Below are 17599 nucleotides of genomic sequence, written 5' to 3' on the forward strand. Positions count from 1 at the left end.
CGATGATCGCCGCCGTTCCGACGCTCATCGTCTATATCCTCGCCGGCCGCTACTTCGTGCGTGGCCTGATGGCGGGCGCAGTCAAAGGGTAAGTCATGGCCTTCCTGGAAATCTCCGGTCTCAGAAAACGCTTCGGCGCCGTCGACATCCTCAAGGGCATCGATCTCGAACTTGAAAAGGGCGGCTTCCTGGTGCTGGTCGGCCCGTCCGGCTGCGGCAAGTCGACCCTGCTCAACACCATTGCCGGGCTGGAGACGATCACGTCGGGCGATATCCGCATCGACGGGCGCGATATCAGCCGCCTGCACCCGTCCAAGCGCGATATCGCCATGGTGTTCCAGTCCTATGCGCTCTATCCGAACATGACGGTGGCGGGCAACATCGCCTTCGGCATGGAGATCCGCGGCGTGCCGAAGGAGGAGCGGGCCAGGGCGATCAAACAGGTCTCCGACATGCTGCAGATCGGCCATCTGCTCGACCGCAAGCCGTCGCAGCTGTCCGGCGGCCAGCGCCAGCGCGTCGCCATGGGCCGGGCGCTGGTGCGCAATCCGCAGGTCTTCCTGTTCGACGAGCCGCTCTCCAATCTCGATGCCAAGCTGCGCGTCGACATGCGCACCGAGATCAAGCGGCTGCATCAGCGCATGGGCACCACCTTCGTCTATGTCACCCACGACCAGATCGAGGCGATGACGCTGGCGACCAAGATCGCCGTGCTGAAGGACGGGGTGCTGCAGCAGTTCGGCACGCCGGCCGAGATCTATAACAGCCCCGCCAATCTCTTCGTCGCCGACTTCATGGGCTCGCCGGCGATGAACCTGCTCAATGCCACCGTCGAGGCCGGCGCTGCCGGGCTTGCCGTGTCGCTGGAGCGGCCGAATGGCGCCGCGCTGAGGCTGCCTGTGGTCGCCGGCGCCAACGGTCTCTCGGCCTATGCCGGCAAGCAGGTGATCTTCGGGATCCGCCCGGAAGCGCTGACCGATCCGGACGGCGCCGACCGCAAGGCGCGCTCGCTGACTGAGGACGATTGCCTGATCGAGGTCGTCGAACCGGCCGGCTCCGACACCTTCGCCGTCACCAAGCTCGGCGGCAAATCCGTCGTCGCCCGCCTGCGCGCCGATACCGGCATCGCGCCGGGACAAAACACCCGCCTGGCCTTCAATCTCGACAAGGCCGTGTTCTTCGATCCAGACAGCCAGATGCGAATTGCGTGATGGCCGTCAGGCGGCGGCCGTCACAGTAAGGGTCACCGGCGCGAAACGCGAGGAGATCGCTTCGACGGTGATCTCGCCGACAAGACCCGTCGCCTCCAGCCAGAAGCCGGCGGTGCCGCCCTGCAGCGGCACATTGGTCGGGCCGACGATTTTTCCGGGTCCATGCACTTTCAGCGCAATGCTGTCGTTCATGAAGGGCAGGCGCTGGCCGCATTGGTCGAGGGCGCGGATGATGATGCGGGTGTTGTCGCGTTCCCGGGCTTTCAGCGTGTGGCTGTCGGCGACGATTTCCAGCGTCGTCGGCAGAGGATCGGCGGCAAACGTCAGGCTCGCCACCGGCTCGCCGCCGATATAACCGGTCAAGGTGCCGTCGATCCATTCAAGACCCCAGGTGCCGAGCTCGTCGGCAGTGAAGTGGCGATGATCGAGCACGACGGGCGGATGCGGCAGATGCGGATAATTCTCGCGGTCGGGGCCGATGCGCTTGCTGAGCCCGCCATATTGCAGTTCCACCTCGTCGCAATTGGTCAGGATGATCAGCGGCAGCACGCCGCCGATATTACGCTCGCCGCGGGCCCAGAAGGTCACCGGCTTCATGACGATCTCGTCGGACGGGTCGCACTGGCTGATATAGGCATAGGCGGCGAATTTCGGCTCGCGGAACATGTCCATGACGCCGTGATAGCAGATGCGGTCGCCCGAGCCGAAATCCTTGTGGGTGTTGTAATCGAACATGCACCAGCCGATCGCGCCCGAGATATCGGGGTCGCCATAGGCGGCATTCAGCACCTCCAGGTGACGGCGTACATGCTCAGCTTGGCGCTGCTCCTGGTCATAGATCTTCGTCGGGTGCATGTGGCCGTTGAACTCGGTGATGAGGTACGGCACTTTGCGGGACAGGCCGGTGTTCTCCTGCTGACCGCGTAACACGGTTCGCGGGCGGTTGGCGCCCGGCAGTTCCTCGTTGCCGAGGATGAAGTCGTTCATCGTATAGACGTCTTCGAGCAGCTCGCTCTCGGTGATGTAACGCACGCCGCCGGTCTGGCGGGTGCTGTCGAGCTCGCGGGCGAGGCGATTGGTCTCGGCGTAAAAATCGTGATTATCCTGAGACTCGTTGATGCGCACGCCCCAGATGACGATCGAGGGATGGTTCCAGTCACGCTCGATCATGCGGCGGACGTTTTCGATCGATTCCTTCTGCCAGTCGGCATCGCCGATATGCTGCCAGCCGGGGATCTCCTCGAAGACCAGCAGGCCGATCGCATCGCAGCGGTCGAGGAACCATTTCGACTGCGGATAATGCGAGGTGCGGACGATATTGCACTTCAGCACCGTCTTCATAATGTCGGCGTCGCGCTCCTGGGCGGAGCGGCCGGCGGCATAACCGACATAGGGGAAGGACTGATGACGGTTGAGGCCGCGCAGCTTGAGCGGCCTGCCGTTCAAGAGGAAACCTTCCGGCGTGAATTCGGCGGTGCGGAAGCCGAAGCGGGAGGAGACGCGGTCGGAACCGTGCTCGGTCCGGAGCTCGACAGTGACCTCGTAGAGCGTGGGGTCGGTGATGTCCCAGAGCGTCATGCCGGTGAGGCCGCCGAAGGAAAGCCTGGTGCGGTCGCCGATCGTCTCGGTTGCTGCGGTGGCGATCACCGTGCCGTCTGAATGCTTCAGCGTGGCGGTGACGGTCGCCGAGAAGCTGCGGCCCTCGGGATTGGCGATATCGACGCGCACGGTTGCCGACTTTTCCAGGGCAAGGACGTCCGTGGTTTCGATCTTCAGATTGCGGATCGACACCGGGTCGGTGACCTTCAGCCAGACGTCGCGATAGATGCCGGCATAAGTGAGATAATCGATGCGACCGCCGAAGGGTGGAATGGTAGGGTTTTCGCTGCCGTCGATCTTGACGGTAATGAGGTTCTCGCCCTTGAGGAGCTTGCCGGTGAGGCGGGCCTCGAAGGGTGTGTAGCCGTCCTTGTGGGCGATGATTTCTTCGCCGTTCAGATAGACGACGCTGTCGGCCATGGCGGCGTCGAACACGAGCGAGACCTCGCGGTCCTCGAATTCCGGCAGCCAGCGCAGCATCTTCTGATAGGTGAAGGCGCGCTGGTAGCTGGTCTCGTCGAAATAGTTGAAGGGCAGTTCGACGGCGGTATGCGGCAGACTGACCGATTTGGCGGGGTCGAAGCTTTCGAGCAGGCGCTGCCCGAAGCCCTCATGGAAACTCCAGCCTTCGTTGAAGGAAACGACGGAACGCATCTCAGGCTCTCCCGGTCATGGCATCAGAAGTGGTGCGCCGCCCTTCGGCGCGTGAAAATCGGGTCATCGGAACATCCCTTCTTGATGCAATGGATCTGCGGGCAGCCAGAACAGGATGGTTGTCCGAAACCGCTCACAGACTTCTGCCTCACGCTCTGAAGCACGCACATCGAATCTCATTCGTGTGACGCGCTTTAGCCTTTTTTATGCAAGTCGTCATCCCGGAACGGCGATCTTCAAGCCGGTCCTGATCCTCACGGAAATTGGGCGCCGTTGGTCTTCGTATAGATCGAATAGACCGAGCGCGTCGCGGTGATGAAGAGTCGGTTTTTCTTGGGGCCGCCGAAGGTGAGGTTGGAGACCGTCTGCGGCACCCTGATCTTGCCGAGGAGCGTGCCGTCGGGCGAAAAGCAATGAACGCCGTCGCCGGCACTCGTCCAGAGATTGCCGCTGACATCGAGGCGGAAGCCGTCGGGATTGCCGACATCGAGGCTGCAGAAATAGCGGCTGTTTGCGAGCTTCCTGCCGTCGACGACGTCGAAAACTCTTATATGGCGCGGCACGACATGTTTTGCCGAGCCGGAATCGGCGATATAGAATTTCGTCTCGTCGGGCGAGAAGGCAAGGCCGTTCGGCTGGATGAAATCCTCGACGACGGCCTCGATTGCGCCGCTTGAAGGGTCGATCCGGTAAACGTTTCGTGTCGGCTGCTCGGGATCGGCCTTGTGGCCCTCGTAGTCCGACAGGATGCCGTAGGTCGGATCGGTGAACCAGATCCCGCCATCGGAATGGACGACGACATCGTTCGGCGAGTTCAGCCGTTTGCCCTTGTAGCTGTCGGCGAGAACGGTGATGCTGCCGTCGATCTCGGTGCGGGTGACGCGGCGGCCGCCATGTTCGCAGGAGATAAGCCGGCCCTGCCGGTCACGGGTGTTGCCGTTGACGTAGTTGGAGGGCGAGCGGAAGACGGAGACCGTACCGTCGGGCGTCCAGCGCATCATGCGCTCGTTCGGGATATCGCTCCAGAGCAGGCAGTTCAGATCGGAAAACCAGACCGGCCCCTCCGTCCAGCGGCAGCCGGAATAGAGCTCCTCAAGGGCTGCGCTGCCGATAGCCAACGCGCCGAAACGTTCATCGCGGATGTCATAAAGCGGATTGTCGGCCACGCCAGTTCCTCCCTGAATATGCCGTCACTTTCCTAGCGACAAACGGAGGGAGGTGCCAGAGCCCGACGTTCGGAAATGCCAGGCTCCAGTTTTTCAGAGGGCGGCGACCGGATGCGGCGAGCCGTCGTAAGCCCCCCAGATCGACTGGTCGAAGCAGATGACCGAGCCGGTCATCAACCCGGATTCGGCCGACGACAGGTAAGCGCAGGCGCGCGCAACCTCATGCGGATCGACGAGGCGGCCGAAGGGCTGGCTGGCCGCCGCCTTCTCCAGCCAGTCAGCGGGGGCATCGTGATATTCGCGCTGGATGCGGTCCTCGCCTTCGGACGCCATCCAGCCGATATTGAGGCCGTTGACGCGGATGCGGTTGCGCAGCAGCGCATAGGCGGTGTTCTTCGTCAGCGTTTCGAGCGCGCCCTTGGAGGCGCAATAGGCGGCGATGAAGGGTTGGCCGGCTTTGGCCGACATCGAGCCGATATTGACGATGGTGCCTTCGGTCTTTTCGCGGCGCATGACCTTCACCGTCTCCTGCATCAGGAAGAACGGCGCCCGCACATTGACGGCGAACATGGCGTCGAAGAGTTCTGGACTGGTGTCGAGGATGGTGCCGCGATCGGTGATGGCTGCGGCATTGACCAGCGCGTCGACACGGCCGAAGGCGTCGTCACAGGCGTACACGACATTCTGCGCGTCTTCGACCTTGCCGAGGTCAGCCTTGACATAGACGACCCGCGCGTCGGTGGCGGCGGAAATCTCCGCGGCCTTTGCCTTGCCCTTGGCTTCGTTGCGGCCGCAAATGATGACGCCTGCCGCACCGCGTTCGGCAAAGAGACGGGCAATGGTGGCGCCCAAGCCCTGCGTGCCGCCGGTGACGATGGCGATCTTGCCGTCGAGACGGCTATGGTCTGTGCTCATGGGGTTCCTCCTTGGTAATGATGGGCGAACCGCCTCCCGCGCGTGCGGGTGCGGGGGCTCCGGTTTCCACGTCAGCTCAATTTCTTCCGCGCCTGCTCGGCAAGCGCTGCCGTAAAGGCTTCCTCGCTCCAGCCCTCCCTTAGCGCCTCGTGCATCAGCTGTGCCTGCGTCTTCGGGGCCAGGCCGCCGAGCGGCGGGTCGCGGTCGAGATTGGTGGGGAAGGAATAACCCTCGGCACAGGCGGCGACGGCGTTGGCGATGTCATCGGGGGAGAGCCTGCCCTGCAAGGTCTTCAGGGCGGGAAAGAGCTTGGCGCTCATTATTTCGCGGTTGACGGTTTCCATGGCCCGGCCGAAGGCCGAGGAGACTTGCAGGAGGTTGGCGACGCGCTTGATATCGGTCGAGCGGTTGGTGCCGGCAGCATGGAAGAGGGCGGGATTGAAGAAGACGACGTCGCCCTTTTCGAGCGGCAGCTGCACGTGGCTGGCTTCGAAATAATCGCGGAACTCCTGGCGCTTCAGCGCGAGATAACCCGGCACATAGGTCTGGCTATGCGGTAGGAAGAGCGTCGGGCCGCTTTCGAGCGGCATGTCGCAATGGGCGACCGCGCCCTGCAGCGTCAGCACCGGCGAAAGCCGGTGCACATGCGCCGGAAACTGCTCGACCACCTGAGACGACTGGAAGCCGAGATGGTAGTCGCGATGTGCCGATTGCGCGGCGCCGCCCGGATTGACGCGGTTGACCTGCGCCGTCATCTGGTAGCCTGGGCCGAGCCAGGCTTCGCTTGCCAGAGCAATGATGGCATTGCCGTAATATTCGCCGAAATTTTCAGGATCGGCGAGGCAATGCTTCTCCAGGGAATTCCAGATACGGTCGTTCGCGCCGGGCTTGGCGAAGTGGTCGCCGCCGCCGGTCGAGGTGCGATGCTGCTCCTCGATGATCGCATCGAAGATGGCGCTGGCGCGGTCGATGATGCCGGTATCCTCGTAAGCATGTTTGAATACCACGACGCCGGGGCCGTCGCCGAAGGCCTCGCAGATTTCGGCCAGCAGAGCGCGCCGGTCTTCAGCTACCGCCGCCATCACCTTGCGGCTGTCATAAATCAGGATGTTTTTCTCGACCGCTGACGCGGTGGGGTAATCGGCAAGCGCGGTCGTCTTTTCCGCAAGACGGCGAAAATCGGCAAGATCGCAGACATCTTCGGAGAGCCAGACACGGTCGGCGCGCAATTTCTGCTGGTTATCGGTTTTCATCCAGGCTCCTCCCTGTTTTCGATGAGTCACTATACGCCGCGATGCGAGGTGATGTAGATCAGGAATCCATCAAAAGCCCATTGCCTTGCTGTCGGCGGTTGAAATCATCACGCCCTACAACATGCCCGGCGGCGATTGAGCCAATCGGATTTCCATCGAGGCCGGATTTGGGCTAAAGCTTGATATGAGCGAGGTAAGCGGCATGGATTACAGCGACGTCAGCACGATTGCGGCCTGGGTTACGGAGCAGGGACTGAAGGGCGTTTCGGAAGCCGAACTCATGACCGGTTTTTGCGCGGCCTGCCGCAAGGCCGGCCTGCCACTCGACCGCGGCTTGGCGCTGATGGATACACTGCACCCCGTGCATGAAGGCCGCGCCTTCCGCTGGGACAGTGTGGAGGAGATCCAAGCCGAATTCGAGTATGGTCCAACGAGTTCGGGCGAAGCGGCGGCGAATTGGCAGCGCTCGGCCTTCTACCATCTTTGGTCGGGCAACGAGCGGGAGGTGCGCCGACGTCTGGGCTTCGGCGATCCGATCGATTTCGCCATGCTCGACAAGATCGCCGAAGCCGGCCATACGGATTTCGTGGCGATGATGCATCGTTTCAGCGAAGCCGGCACGATCGGCGAAATGGATTGCTTTTTCTCGCATTTCGCAACCAAACACCCGCAAGGTTTTTCCGATCACGATCTCGCCATTCTGCGCAAGCTGGTGCCGGTGCTCGGTTTGGCGATCAAGTGCATCGCGCTCGGACGCATCGCCCGCACCATCGCGGAAGTCTATCTCGGCGAGGATGCGGCGCGCCAGGTGATGGAAGGCAAGATCAGCCGCGGCAAATCGGAGCGGATTTCGGCGGCCCTCTGGTTTTCCGATCTCCTGAACTACACCAAGATCTCCGATCGCGTGCCGCCGGAGGAAATCATCCCGCTGCTCAACGATTACAGCGAGGTGGCGATCTCGGCGATCCACGAGGCCGGCGGCAATGTGCTGAAGCTGATCGGCGACGGCGTGCTGGCCATATTCAAAGGCGAGGTGCCGGCCGAGACCTGCCGGGCGGCGCTCAGCGCCGAATCGCTGCTGCGGGAAAAGCTCGTCACCCTGAATGCCGCGCGCGCGGCCGATGGCAGGCCGACGACGGACGTCTATATTGGTCTGCATATCGGCGATGTCTTCTACGGCAATATTGGCAGCCAGGACCGGCTGGACTTCACCGTCATCGGCCCCGCCGTTAACGAAGTCAGCCGGATTGCCTCGATGTGCCGTTCGGTCGATCTCAACCTGTTGATCTCCTCCGATTTTGCTGCGGCCATTCCGGAGGAAGAGCGCGCCGCGCTCGCCTGCGTAGGGCGTTATGCGTTGCGCGGAGTGCAGCGCGCACAGGAACTCTACACCTTGGACAACGCACGGCTGGCAGCCGACTGACCGTCTAACGACGCGCGGCTATCGCAGCAGGCCCTGGCCGCCGTCGATCCAGATCGGAGTGCCGGTAATGTGCCGGGCGCGCTCGGAGGCGAGGAAGAGGATGGTTTCAGCGACATCCTCGCTCTTGCCCGCCTTACCGCCAGCGATCGGGATATCGCCTTCCGGCCAGATGACCGGAACCTCGGTTTCTTCACGACCACGACTGGCGGTATTGGCATTGATATTGGTTTCGATCTCGCCGGGGCAGACGGCATTGACGCGGATGTCGTGTCGCCCGAGTTCCAGAGCGAGTTGCTGGACCATCGCGACCTGGCCGGCCTTGGAGGCGGTGTAGGCGGTGGCGCCCGGCGTGGTAAAGGTGCGGGTGCCGTTGATCGAGGAGACGACGATAATCGAACCGCCGCGTTGCTTCAAATGCGGAACCGTCAGATGCAGGGTCAGATAGGTGCCGCGCAGATTGACGGCGATCGTTTTGTCCCACTCGTCCGGTTTCAGATCGTCGATCGGTGCCCAGACGCCGTTGATCCCGGCATTGGCGACGACGATGTCCAGGCCCTCGAAGGTATTGGTGAGTTTCTGCACCGCGGCTCGCATTTGAGCCTCGTCGCTGGTATCGGCCGTCAGCGCGATCGCCTCTCCGCCGGCCGACTTGATCTCGGCGCAGGTCTTTTCGACTTCGTCTGCCGTCCGGCTCAAAGCAGCGACCCTTGCTCCCTCGGCAGCGAGCTTCAACGCGGCTGCCTTGCCGATGCCGGAACCGGCGCCCGTTACCAACGCGATCTTTCCCTTCAGCTCCATGGACGCTCTCCTTGACGTTCTGCCGTATGCCAATGTACGGCGCGGCAGTTGGTTCCGGATGAGCGCTTATCTGAGAAGCGTCTGCTTGAGGGCCCATTTCTCCGGTCCATGGACGGCGGCAAAGAGCAGGCCGGCGAGGAAGGTGAAGTGATCGACGAAGAAGCCGAATTCGGCCTGGTTCTGTTGCCAATGGGACGGCCCGTGGAAGGCGAAGGCGAGGAAAATCACGTAGATGCCTGCGAACAGGCTGGCCTCGCGGAAGAAGGCGCCCGATATGAAGGCGAGGGCGAGCGCGATCTCGAAGAAGGCTGCGATCCAGGTCAGGAAGGTCGGCATTGGAAAACCGGCAGCGGCGATATAGCCGGAAGTCGCGCCGATATCGGCGAATTTGAAGCCGGCGGCCATGAAGAAGATAAAGCTGAAGATGATGCGGGCGGCGAAAATTGCGATTGCTCTGGCCATGAAAACCTCCTCTTGACTGCCACTATGACGGATGAGCGGCCCCATCTCCGACACAGAAGATGAAAAAGAGCCGCTCGCGCGACCCTTTCCCCTTTACCATTCGGCGAAGCTGCCGTCGGCGTGGCGCCAGATCGGGTTGCGCCAGCGATGGCCCTCCTTGGCGCGTTCTATGACATAGGCTTCGTCGACCTCGATGCCGAGACCTGGGCCCTGCGGGATCGAGACGAAACCGTCGGCATAGTGGAACACCTCCTTGTTGGAGATGTAGTCGAGAATGTCGTTGCCGGTGTTGTAATGGATGCCGAGGCTCTGCTCCTGGATGAAGGCGTTGTAGCTGACGGCGTCGACCTGCAGGCAGGCGGCAAGCGCGATCGGACCGAGCGGGCAATGCGGCGCCAGCGCCACGTCATAGGCTTCGGCCATGGCTGCGATCTTGCGGCATTCGGTAATGCCGCCGGCATGCGAAAGATCCGGCTGAATGATGTCGACGTAACCGTCGGAAAGCACCTGCTTGAAGTCCCAGCGGGAATAAAGCCGTTCGCCGAGCGCAATCGGTGTCGACGTGTGGTTGACGATATCGCGCAGCGCTTCCTTGTTTTCGGAGAGCACCGGCTCCTCGATGAACATCAGCTTATAGGGCTCGAGCTCCTTTGCGAGAACCTTGGCCATCGGCTTGTGGACGCGGCCGTGGAAATCGACGCCGATGCCGATATGCGGGCCGACCGCCTCGCGGATGGCGGCGATCGTGTCGACCGCCTTCTCCACCTTCTCATTGGTGTCGACGATCTGCATCTCCTCACAGCCGTTGAGCTTGATCGCCTTGAAGCCACGGGCGACCACCTCCTTGGCATTGTTGGCGACATCGGCGGGACGGTCGCCGCCGATCCAGGAGTAGACCTTGATGCGGTCGCGGAGCTGGCCGCCGAGCAGCGAATGGATCGGCTGCCCAAGGGCCTTGCCCTTGATATCCCAGAGCGCCTGGTCGATGCCGGAGATCGCGCTCATATGGGCAGCACCACCGCGATAGAAGCCGCCGCGATACATCACCGTCCAATGGTCCTCGATCAGGAAGGGGTCCTTGCCGATCAGGTAGTCTTCGAGTTCGTGGACGGCGGCCTCGACCGTCAGCGCACGGCCTTCGACAACCGGCTCACCCCAGCCGACGATACCTTCGTCGGTCTCCACCTTCAGGAACAGCCAGCGCGGCGGAACAATATAGGTGGTGAGTTTGGTGATCTTCATCGCGGTTCTTCAGCACTTCCTGGGGTTGAGATCGGCGGCATTTCACAGAGGCGGGTGCGATCGACTAATTCGTTCTGCCGATCACCTTTTCGGCCGCGGCAAGGTCGCGCACCGCAAGATCGAGCATGCGGTTGGCGCATTCGCGGGCGCCGGCCTTGTCCCGCATGCGCAAAGCCTCGACGAGTTCGCCGTGAACGAGCACCGCATCCTCCCGGTTTTCGACGGCGACGTTGGAAGCATGCAATGCATATTTCAGCGCCGCATGGATGGCGCTCGACAGGCGGCGGAAGACCTGGTTGTGGCTGGCGGTGAGCAGCACGGTATGAAACATCACATCGGCGTCGGTGAAGCTTTCCGGTTCGCCGGCGCTGTCGCGCATCTGCCGCCAGGCCTTGTCGAGATCGGCGATCTCCTGGGCGCTGGCGCGTTCGGCGGCATATTCGGCGGCTGCCGGCTCTATGGTGCGCCGTGCTTCGAGAATGCAGCCCAACAGGTCGAAGTCCTTGATGTAAGGCCCCATCCAGTCGAGTACCTCGGCGTCCAGGATATTCCACTCGTCCCTGTCGCAAACGGTCGTTCCGACCCGTGGCTTGCCGCGAACGAGCCCCTTGGATTCCAGCACTTTCAATGATTCGCGAATGACGGTGCGGCTGACACCGTAGAGTTCGCAGAGATCGTTCTCGCGGGGCAGCGGCGAGCCCGAGGGGTAGCGATCCGCACAGATATCCTGAGCGATCGCCGCCGTAACGTTGCGGCGTACGCGCGGCCGGCGTTCGCTGCTGCTGGAGCTTTCCGCTCGGCCCTGTCCCTCAGATTCCAACTTCACCTCTCCGCAACTTGCTCCCGGGAAGCAACCGGACCTCATTATCCGAATTCGATCGGCTTTGCGACGGGCCCTCCCGGCTCTTGCTGTATCCTATTATTCCAATCATCATACATTGGCAATTGACTGGTATGATGATTTAACATAATTCACTGGATACTGCCGGGGAGGCAGTGGCTCGATTTCAGAGTTTAGGGAGAGAGACATGCGCTTGTTCAAAGCAGCTATTGTGGCTGGCGCTTTCGCCATCCTGGCAGCCGGCTCGGCATTTTCCGCCGACGTGAAGATTGGATTCATCGTCAAGCAGCCCGAGGAGCCGTGGTTCCAGGACGAGTGGAAATTCGCCGACCAGGCAGCGAAAGAAAAAGGCTTCACCGTCGTCAAGATCGGGGCCGAAGACGGCGAGAAGGTTCAGTCGGCGATCGACAATCTCGGCGCCCAGGGCGCGCAGGGCTTCATCATCTGCACGCCCGACGTCAAGCTCGGCCCGGGCATTGTCGCCAAGGCGGGAGCCAACCAATTGAAGCTGATGACGGTCGACGACCGCCTCGTCAGCGCCGACGGCAAACCGTTGGAAGACGTGCCGCATATGGGCATTTCGGCCACCAAGATCGGCGAGACCGTCGGGCAGGCCATCGTCAACGAGATCGAGAAGCGTGGCTGGGACATGAAGACTGTCGGCGCGATCCGGGTTTCTTACGATCAGCTGCCGACCGCGGTCGATCGCGTCGAGGGTGCGATTTCGGTGCTGAAGTCAGCCGGCTTCCCGGCCGAGAATATTTATGACGCGCCGCAGGCGAAGACCGATACGGAAGCGGCGCTCAATGCCGCGACCACCGTTCTCAACAAACATGCCGATGTGAAATACTGGGTCGCCTTCGGCCTCAACGACGAAGCCGTCCTCGGCGCCGTCCGTGCTTCCGAATCGGTCGGCATCCCGGCGGCCAACATCATCGGCGTCGGCATCGGCGGGGCGGAATCGGCGATCAACGAATTCAAGAAGCCGGCGGCGACGGGTTTCTTCGGCACCGTCATCATCTCGCCGAAGCGTCATGGCTACGAGACGGCGATGAACATGTACGACTGGATCGCCGACGGCAAGGAGCCGGCAAAGCTGACGCTGACCTCCGGGTCGCTGGCGCTGCGCGGCGACTACGAGAAGGTCCGCAAGGATCTTGGCATCGAGTGATCATCTCCGGATGATGTCAATCCGGCAGCACTCGAGCGTGCTGCCGGATCCTTCTCGGCGGAGCGGTGATGGCTTTCCTCGAATTCAACAATATCTCCAAGGGCTATCCCGGCGTGCAGGCGCTGGCGAATGTTTCCTTCGCCGTCGAGAAGGGCGCCGTCCACGGCCTGATGGGCGAAAACGGCGCCGGCAAATCAACGCTGATCCGCGTGCTTTCCGGCGATCAGGCCGCCGATGACGGCAGCATCTTCATCGATGGCGAGGAGCAGAAATACGGCTCGGTGCGCGACGCCTTCCATGCCGGCATTGTCGTCATCCATCAGGAGCTGCAGCTCGTCTCGGAGTTGACGGTCGCCGAAAACCTCTGGCTCGGCCGCTTTCCGGCCAAGGGCGGCGTCATCCAGTCGAAGGCGCTGATCGAAACGGTACGCGCGAAACTCGAGGAGATCGGCATCGATGTCGATCCGTCGGCCAAGGTCAGCTCCCTTTCGATCGGCGCGCGGCAGATGATCGAGATCACCAAGGCCGTGATGCTCGACGCGCGGGTGATCGCGCTCGACGAGCCGACCTCCTCGCTTTCCTCGCGTGAAAGCGAAATCCTGTTTTCGCTGATCGGCAGGCTGAAGGCGAGGGGAGCCGTCATCCTTTACGTCTCGCATCGTCTCGACGAGATTTTTCGACTTTGCGACAGCCTGACGGTGCTGCGCGACGGCAAGCTTGCCGCCCATCACCCTGAGATTGCCGAGACGACGCGCGAACAGGTCATTTCGGAAATGGTCGGGCGCGAGATCAGCAATGTCTGGGGATGGCGCGAACGCGCGCTCGGCGACATCCGGCTGGAGGTCAAGGGCCTATCCGGGCCGAGGCTGCGCAATCCGATCAGTTTTTCCGTGCGCCAGGGCGAAATTCTCGGCTTCTTCGGGCTGATCGGCGCCGGCCGCAGTGAGATGGCGCGGCTGCTTTGTGGCGCCGATGCCAGAGATCAGGGCCAGGTCACGATCGACAGCATTGCCGTCTCGTCCAACAATCCGAAGGCTGCCATCAAGGCCGGCATGGTGCTCTGCCCGGAGGATCGTAAATTCGACGGCATCATCCAAGGTCGGTCGATCGAAGAGAACATCACCATTTCATCACGCCGGCACTTTTCGCCCTTCGGCATTCTGAAGCCGAAGATGGAGGCGGCACAGGCAGACCAATTTATCGCCAGGCTTCGGGTGCGAACGCCCTCGCGCAAGCAGGACATCATCAATCTCTCCGGCGGCAACCAGCAGAAGGTCATTCTCGGGCGCTGGCTCTCCGAGCAGGGCATCAAGGTTCTCGTCATCGACGAGCCGACCCGCGGTATCGACGTCGGGGCGAAGTCGGAAATCTACGACATCCTCTATGAGCTGGCGGCCGGCGGCATGGCGATCGTGGTGATATCGAGCGAGTTGCCCGAAGTCACGGGCATCTGCGATCGCATCATGGTGATGTGCCAGGGCAGGGTGGCGGCCAATGTCGCCCGGCCGGATTTCGACGAGCGCAGCATTCTGACGGCGGCACTGCCCGACAAGAACGCCGCCGGCACCATTTAAGATCAGGAATACGGACAATGAATGCGTTGAAAAAAACCTTTCTCGGCGAACAGGGGCTGGTGGTGATCTTCGCTGTCGCCTTCGTGATCGTCTCGCTCTTCGTTCCGAACTTCCTGACCGAGCGAAACATGCTGGGGCTCCTGCAGTCGGTCGTCACGATCGGCATCGTCGCCTGCACGATGATGTTCTGCCTGGCATCGCGCGATTTCGATCTTTCGGTCGGCTCGATCGTCGCCTTCTCCGGCATGATCGCCGTGATGGTCTCGAACGCGACGGGCTCGATTCCGGTCGGTTTGCTGGCCGCCCTGCTGTGTGGGGCCGTCGTCGGTTTCGTCAACGGCATCGTCATTGCTCGCTTTCGCATCAACGCGCTGATCACCACGCTTGCGACGATGCAGATCGTGCGCGGGCTGGCGCTGATCGCCTCGGATGGCCGCGCCGTCGGCATTAACGATCCGGCCTTCTACCAACTCGCCCTGTCGCGCTTTCTCACTGTGCCGACGCCAATCTGGATCATGCTGATCCTCTTCCTCGTCTTCGGCTTCGTCCTCAATCGCACCGTCTTCGGCAAGAACACGCTGGCGATCGGCGGCAATCCCGAGGCCTCGCGGCTTGCCGGCGTCAATGTCGTCAACACGCGCATCTGGATCTTTGCGTTGCAGGGCCTCATCTGTGGCATTGCCGGCATCCTGCTTGCCTCGCGCATCACATCCGGCCAGCCGAATGCGGCGACCGGGCTCGAGCTGTCGGTGATTTCCGCCTGCGTTCTTGGCGGGGTTTCGCTGGCCGGCGGCCGGGCGGCGATGAGCGGCGTCATTGTCGGCGTGCTGATCATGGGCATCGCCGAAAACGTTATGAATCTCCTCAATATCCAGGCATTCTATCAGTATGTCGTGCGCGGGCTGATCCTGTTGATCGCGGTGCTGCTCGACAATTTGAGGTCTTCGGCCGCGGGACGACGTGGATGAACAACGGACATGGCGGAGATGAAATCAAGCTGAGCCACGGCGCCCTCTCAGTCAGGGTCAGCCGCCGGGGCGCTGCCGTCACCGCCGCAACGTTTCGGGGCAAGCCCTTTCTGCTACCAGCCGGCGGCCCAGGCGCAAATTTCGCGAATTTTCCCATGGTGCCGTTCGGCAACCGAATGGAAGGCAACGCCATGTCCTTCGGCGGACGCGACTATGCCTTTGAGCGAAATTGCCACGATCCTCTCTATCTGCACGGCGATGGCTGGATCAGTCTTTGGCAGCTGGAGGAATCGAGCCCCGAGCATGTGCAGCTCAGCTTTTCGCGTGATGCCGATGCGATTTCGCCCTACGCCTATCTCGCCCGGCAGGAGATCCGTCTAGCCGGCAATCGGCTGGCGCTGGCGCTCTCCGTGGAAAACCGCGGTGAGGCAGATCTGCCCTTCGGCCTCGGTCAGCATCCTTTCTTCGTCAGGACGCCGGAAACGCGATTGACGATTGCCGCCGACCGTTTCTGGAGCGAGCGGCACGACCATCTCCCCGGAGAACCCGGCCCGGTCCCTGATGGCTTCGATTTCAGCTCCGGCAAGCCGCTGCCGCGGCTCTGGATGAACAATGCCTTCGAGGGATGGGACGGACAGGCGGCCATCGCCTGGCCGGAGCATTCAATTCAAGCGGCGCTGGAAGCCGATGCCGCGCTCGGCCGGTTCATGCTGTATATGCGGACCGACCGCACGGATTTCTTCTGCCTCGAGCCGATGAGCCATCTGCCGAATGGCCATCACCTGCCTGAGCTCGGAGGCCTCATACCGCTTACTCCGGGTGAGGTTCTTTCCGGCACGGTCACGATTGAGCTGTCGGCGCTGCCGGTTCAACCGGAGGGAAGATGATGAGCAACCGCCTACAGGGCAAGAACATCCTGATAACGGGCGCTGCGCAAGGTATCGGCCTTGCGATCGCGAAGGCGTTCATCAGCGAAAATGCGGCCGTCTATCTCGTTGATCGCGATGCGGCGCTGCTGGCTCGGGCAGCGGCGGATCTCGCGAGCACCGGCGCCCGGGTCGGTTATCTGCCAGCCGATATAACCGATGCCGGAACGATCACGCGGGTGGTTGCCGAGGCGAATGAGGAGATCGGCCCGCTGAACGCGCTCGTCAACAATGCAGGGGTCAACGTTTTTGCCGAACCGCTCGCCACGACGGATGAAGAGTGGAGCCGCTGCTTCGACGTCAACCTCAAGGGCGCATGGAACTGCTGCAAGGCAGTGCTGCCCGGCCTGATCGAGCGGGGAGGTGGCGTCATCCTCAATATCGCCTCGACGCATGCGTTCACAATCATTCCGCATACCTTTCCCTATCCGCTGGCAAAGCATGCATTGCTGGGCATGACGAAGTCGCTCGGTCTCGAATATGCGGCCCGCAATATCCGGGTCAACGCGCTGGCGCCGGGCTATGTCTCGACGCAGAAGGTGATCGATTACTGGAACAGCTTTCCCGATCCGGAAGCGGCAAAGGCCGCGACGATGAGGCTGCATCCCGGCGGGCGGATCGCAACACCGGAGGAGATCGCCATGGCGGCGGTGTTCATGATCTCCGACGAGTGCCCGTTCATGAACGCGACCTGCCTGACGATCGATGGCGGACTCAGCGTTCTGCAGCATTCCACGTGAAAGGCTTCAAGGCGGCTGATTTTTACAGGCCTGTCGTCTTCTGGCGATAGAGCATTATATTGCCATCGGGAAGACAATCTGATCTCCCGCAGGCATGGAGCGGCACCCTGCCGCTTCCTCGAAAGCACAATCGAAACAGGAGGACGGCATGCAGATCAATCGCACGGCTTCGGCCCATTGGACCGGTGGCCTCAAAGACGGCAAAGGCCTGATCTCGACGCAGAGCGGCGCCCTGACAGACTACCCTTACGGCTTTGCCAGCCGCTTCGAAGGCATTCCCGGCACCAACCCGGAAGAGCTGATCGGTGCTGCCCATGCCGGCTGCTTCACCATGGCGTTGTCCTTGATCCTGGGCGAAGCCGGGTTCACCGCCGAGCATATGGAAACCTCCGCCAAGGTGACGCTCGAAAGCGTCGAGGGCGGCTTTGCCGTCACCGCCATCCATCTTTCGCTCTCCGGCCGCATCCCCGGCGCCGACGAGGCGACCTTTACCGAACTCGCCAATAAGGCGAAGGCCGGCTGCCCGATTTCCAAGGCGCTCGCCGCCGTTCCGATCACGCTCGACGTCAAACTCGCCTGATTGCTGTTGCCGCCGACGAAGTGCCGCGCTCATCTGTCGCGGCACTCTCCCATTTTCCCGACGCTTATCTTCACCC

16 protein-coding genes are annotated in these 17599 nt (G+C 62.0%); 8 read left to right on the forward strand and 8 right to left on the reverse strand.

What is annotated here, in order from left to right; genetic code table 11:
* Window positions 1-95 precede the first annotated feature (95 nt).
* Entirely contained in the window at window positions 96-1211 is a 1116-nt protein-coding gene (locus A7X77_RS11775; protein WP_064683106.1) for an ABC transporter ATP-binding protein, read from the forward strand.
* Window positions 1212-1217: 6 nt separating this feature from the next.
* Here A7X77_RS11775 and A7X77_RS11780 read toward each other — a convergent pair whose 3' ends face one another.
* The 4 genes from A7X77_RS11780 to A7X77_RS11795 all read right to left on the reverse strand — a co-directional run bounded on the left by A7X77_RS11780 (window position 1218) and on the right by A7X77_RS11795 (window position 6798).
* Complete coding sequence (locus tag A7X77_RS11780) at window positions 1218-3464, reverse strand: glycoside hydrolase family 2 protein (protein ID WP_064683107.1); 2247 nt, start codon at window positions 3462-3464, stop codon at window positions 1218-1220.
* Between the two features lie 254 nt (window positions 3465-3718).
* Window positions 3719-4630, reverse strand: a complete 912-nt coding sequence (locus A7X77_RS11785; protein ID WP_064683108.1) for an SMP-30/gluconolactonase/LRE family protein — start codon at window positions 4628-4630, stop codon at window positions 3719-3721.
* A gap of 93 nt (window positions 4631-4723) precedes the next feature.
* Window positions 4724-5545, reverse strand: a complete 822-nt coding sequence (locus tag A7X77_RS11790) for an SDR family oxidoreductase (protein WP_064683109.1) — start codon at window positions 5543-5545, stop codon at window positions 4724-4726.
* 71 nt (window positions 5546-5616) lie between these two features.
* The gene (locus A7X77_RS11795; RefSeq protein WP_064683110.1) at window positions 5617-6798 is read right to left on the reverse strand and encodes a phytanoyl-CoA dioxygenase family protein; all 1182 of its coding nucleotides are present in this window, start codon (window positions 6796-6798) and stop codon (window positions 5617-5619) included.
* A gap of 202 nt (window positions 6799-7000) precedes the next feature.
* On the opposite strand from A7X77_RS11795, the gene A7X77_RS11800 reads away from it, so the two are divergent.
* A complete protein-coding gene (locus tag A7X77_RS11800; RefSeq protein WP_064683111.1) occupies window positions 7001-8221 on the forward strand; it encodes an adenylate/guanylate cyclase domain-containing protein in 1221 nt (406 codons plus the stop codon).
* A gap of 18 nt (window positions 8222-8239) precedes the next feature.
* Here the strand turns inward: A7X77_RS11800 and A7X77_RS11805 are convergent, their stop codons facing one another.
* From A7X77_RS11805 to A7X77_RS11820, 4 genes are all read right to left on the reverse strand, one after another.
* Window positions 8240-9019 (reverse strand): SDR family oxidoreductase, encoded by a 780-nt coding sequence (locus A7X77_RS11805; protein ID WP_064683112.1) that lies wholly within the window; start codon window positions 9017-9019, stop codon window positions 8240-8242.
* A 66-nt stretch (window positions 9020-9085) separates the two neighbouring features.
* Window positions 9086-9481, reverse strand: coding sequence for a DoxX family protein (locus A7X77_RS11810; RefSeq protein ID WP_064683113.1), 396 nt, complete (start codon window positions 9479-9481; stop codon window positions 9086-9088).
* Window positions 9482-9574: 93 nt separating this feature from the next.
* Window positions 9575-10723, reverse strand: coding sequence for a galactonate dehydratase (gene dgoD, locus A7X77_RS11815; protein ID WP_064683114.1), 1149 nt, complete (start codon window positions 10721-10723; stop codon window positions 9575-9577).
* Between the two features lie 64 nt (window positions 10724-10787).
* Window positions 10788-11588 carry a FadR/GntR family transcriptional regulator gene (locus tag A7X77_RS11820; protein WP_432431338.1) on the reverse strand — a complete coding sequence of 267 codons (801 nt, stop codon included), beginning with the start codon at window positions 11586-11588 and terminating at the stop codon, window positions 10788-10790.
* Window positions 11589-11751: 163 nt separating this feature from the next.
* Between A7X77_RS11820 and A7X77_RS11825 the strand changes: the two genes are divergently transcribed.
* The 6 genes from A7X77_RS11825 to A7X77_RS11850 all read left to right on the forward strand — a co-directional run bounded on the left by A7X77_RS11825 (window position 11752) and on the right by A7X77_RS11850 (window position 17523).
* Window positions 11752-12735, forward strand: coding sequence for an arabinose ABC transporter substrate-binding protein (locus A7X77_RS11825; RefSeq protein ID WP_064683116.1), 984 nt, complete (start codon window positions 11752-11754; stop codon window positions 12733-12735).
* Window positions 12736-12803: 68 nt separating this feature from the next.
* On the forward strand, window positions 12804-14309 hold the full coding sequence (gene araG / locus A7X77_RS11830; RefSeq protein WP_064683117.1) for an L-arabinose ABC transporter ATP-binding protein AraG: 1506 nt from the start codon (window positions 12804-12806) through the stop codon (window positions 14307-14309).
* 17 nt (window positions 14310-14326) lie between these two features.
* Window positions 14327-15277 carry an L-arabinose ABC transporter permease AraH gene (araH, locus tag A7X77_RS11835; protein ID WP_064683118.1) on the forward strand — a complete coding sequence of 317 codons (951 nt, stop codon included), beginning with the start codon at window positions 14327-14329 and terminating at the stop codon, window positions 15275-15277.
* Window positions 15274-16164 (forward strand): aldose 1-epimerase, encoded by an 891-nt coding sequence (locus A7X77_RS11840; RefSeq protein ID WP_064683119.1) that lies wholly within the window; start codon window positions 15274-15276, stop codon window positions 16162-16164. The genes araH and A7X77_RS11840 overlap by 4 nt, the downstream gene beginning before the upstream one ends.
* Window positions 16164-16943: an SDR family oxidoreductase gene (locus tag A7X77_RS11845; RefSeq protein WP_064683120.1), complete on the forward strand. Its 780-nt coding sequence runs from the start codon at window positions 16164-16166 to the stop codon at window positions 16941-16943. Before A7X77_RS11840 ends, A7X77_RS11845 begins: the two co-directional genes overlap by 1 nt.
* A 148-nt stretch (window positions 16944-17091) precedes the next feature.
* Window positions 17092-17523: an OsmC family protein gene (locus tag A7X77_RS11850; RefSeq protein ID WP_010028352.1), complete on the forward strand. Its 432-nt coding sequence runs from the start codon at window positions 17092-17094 to the stop codon at window positions 17521-17523.
* The last annotated feature ends 76 nt before the right edge of the window (window positions 17524-17599 follow it).

It is taken from the genome of Rhizobium bangladeshense, from assembly GCF_001662075.1.
GTDB classification, from domain to species: Bacteria; Pseudomonadota; Alphaproteobacteria; order Rhizobiales; family Rhizobiaceae; genus Rhizobium; species Rhizobium bangladeshense_B.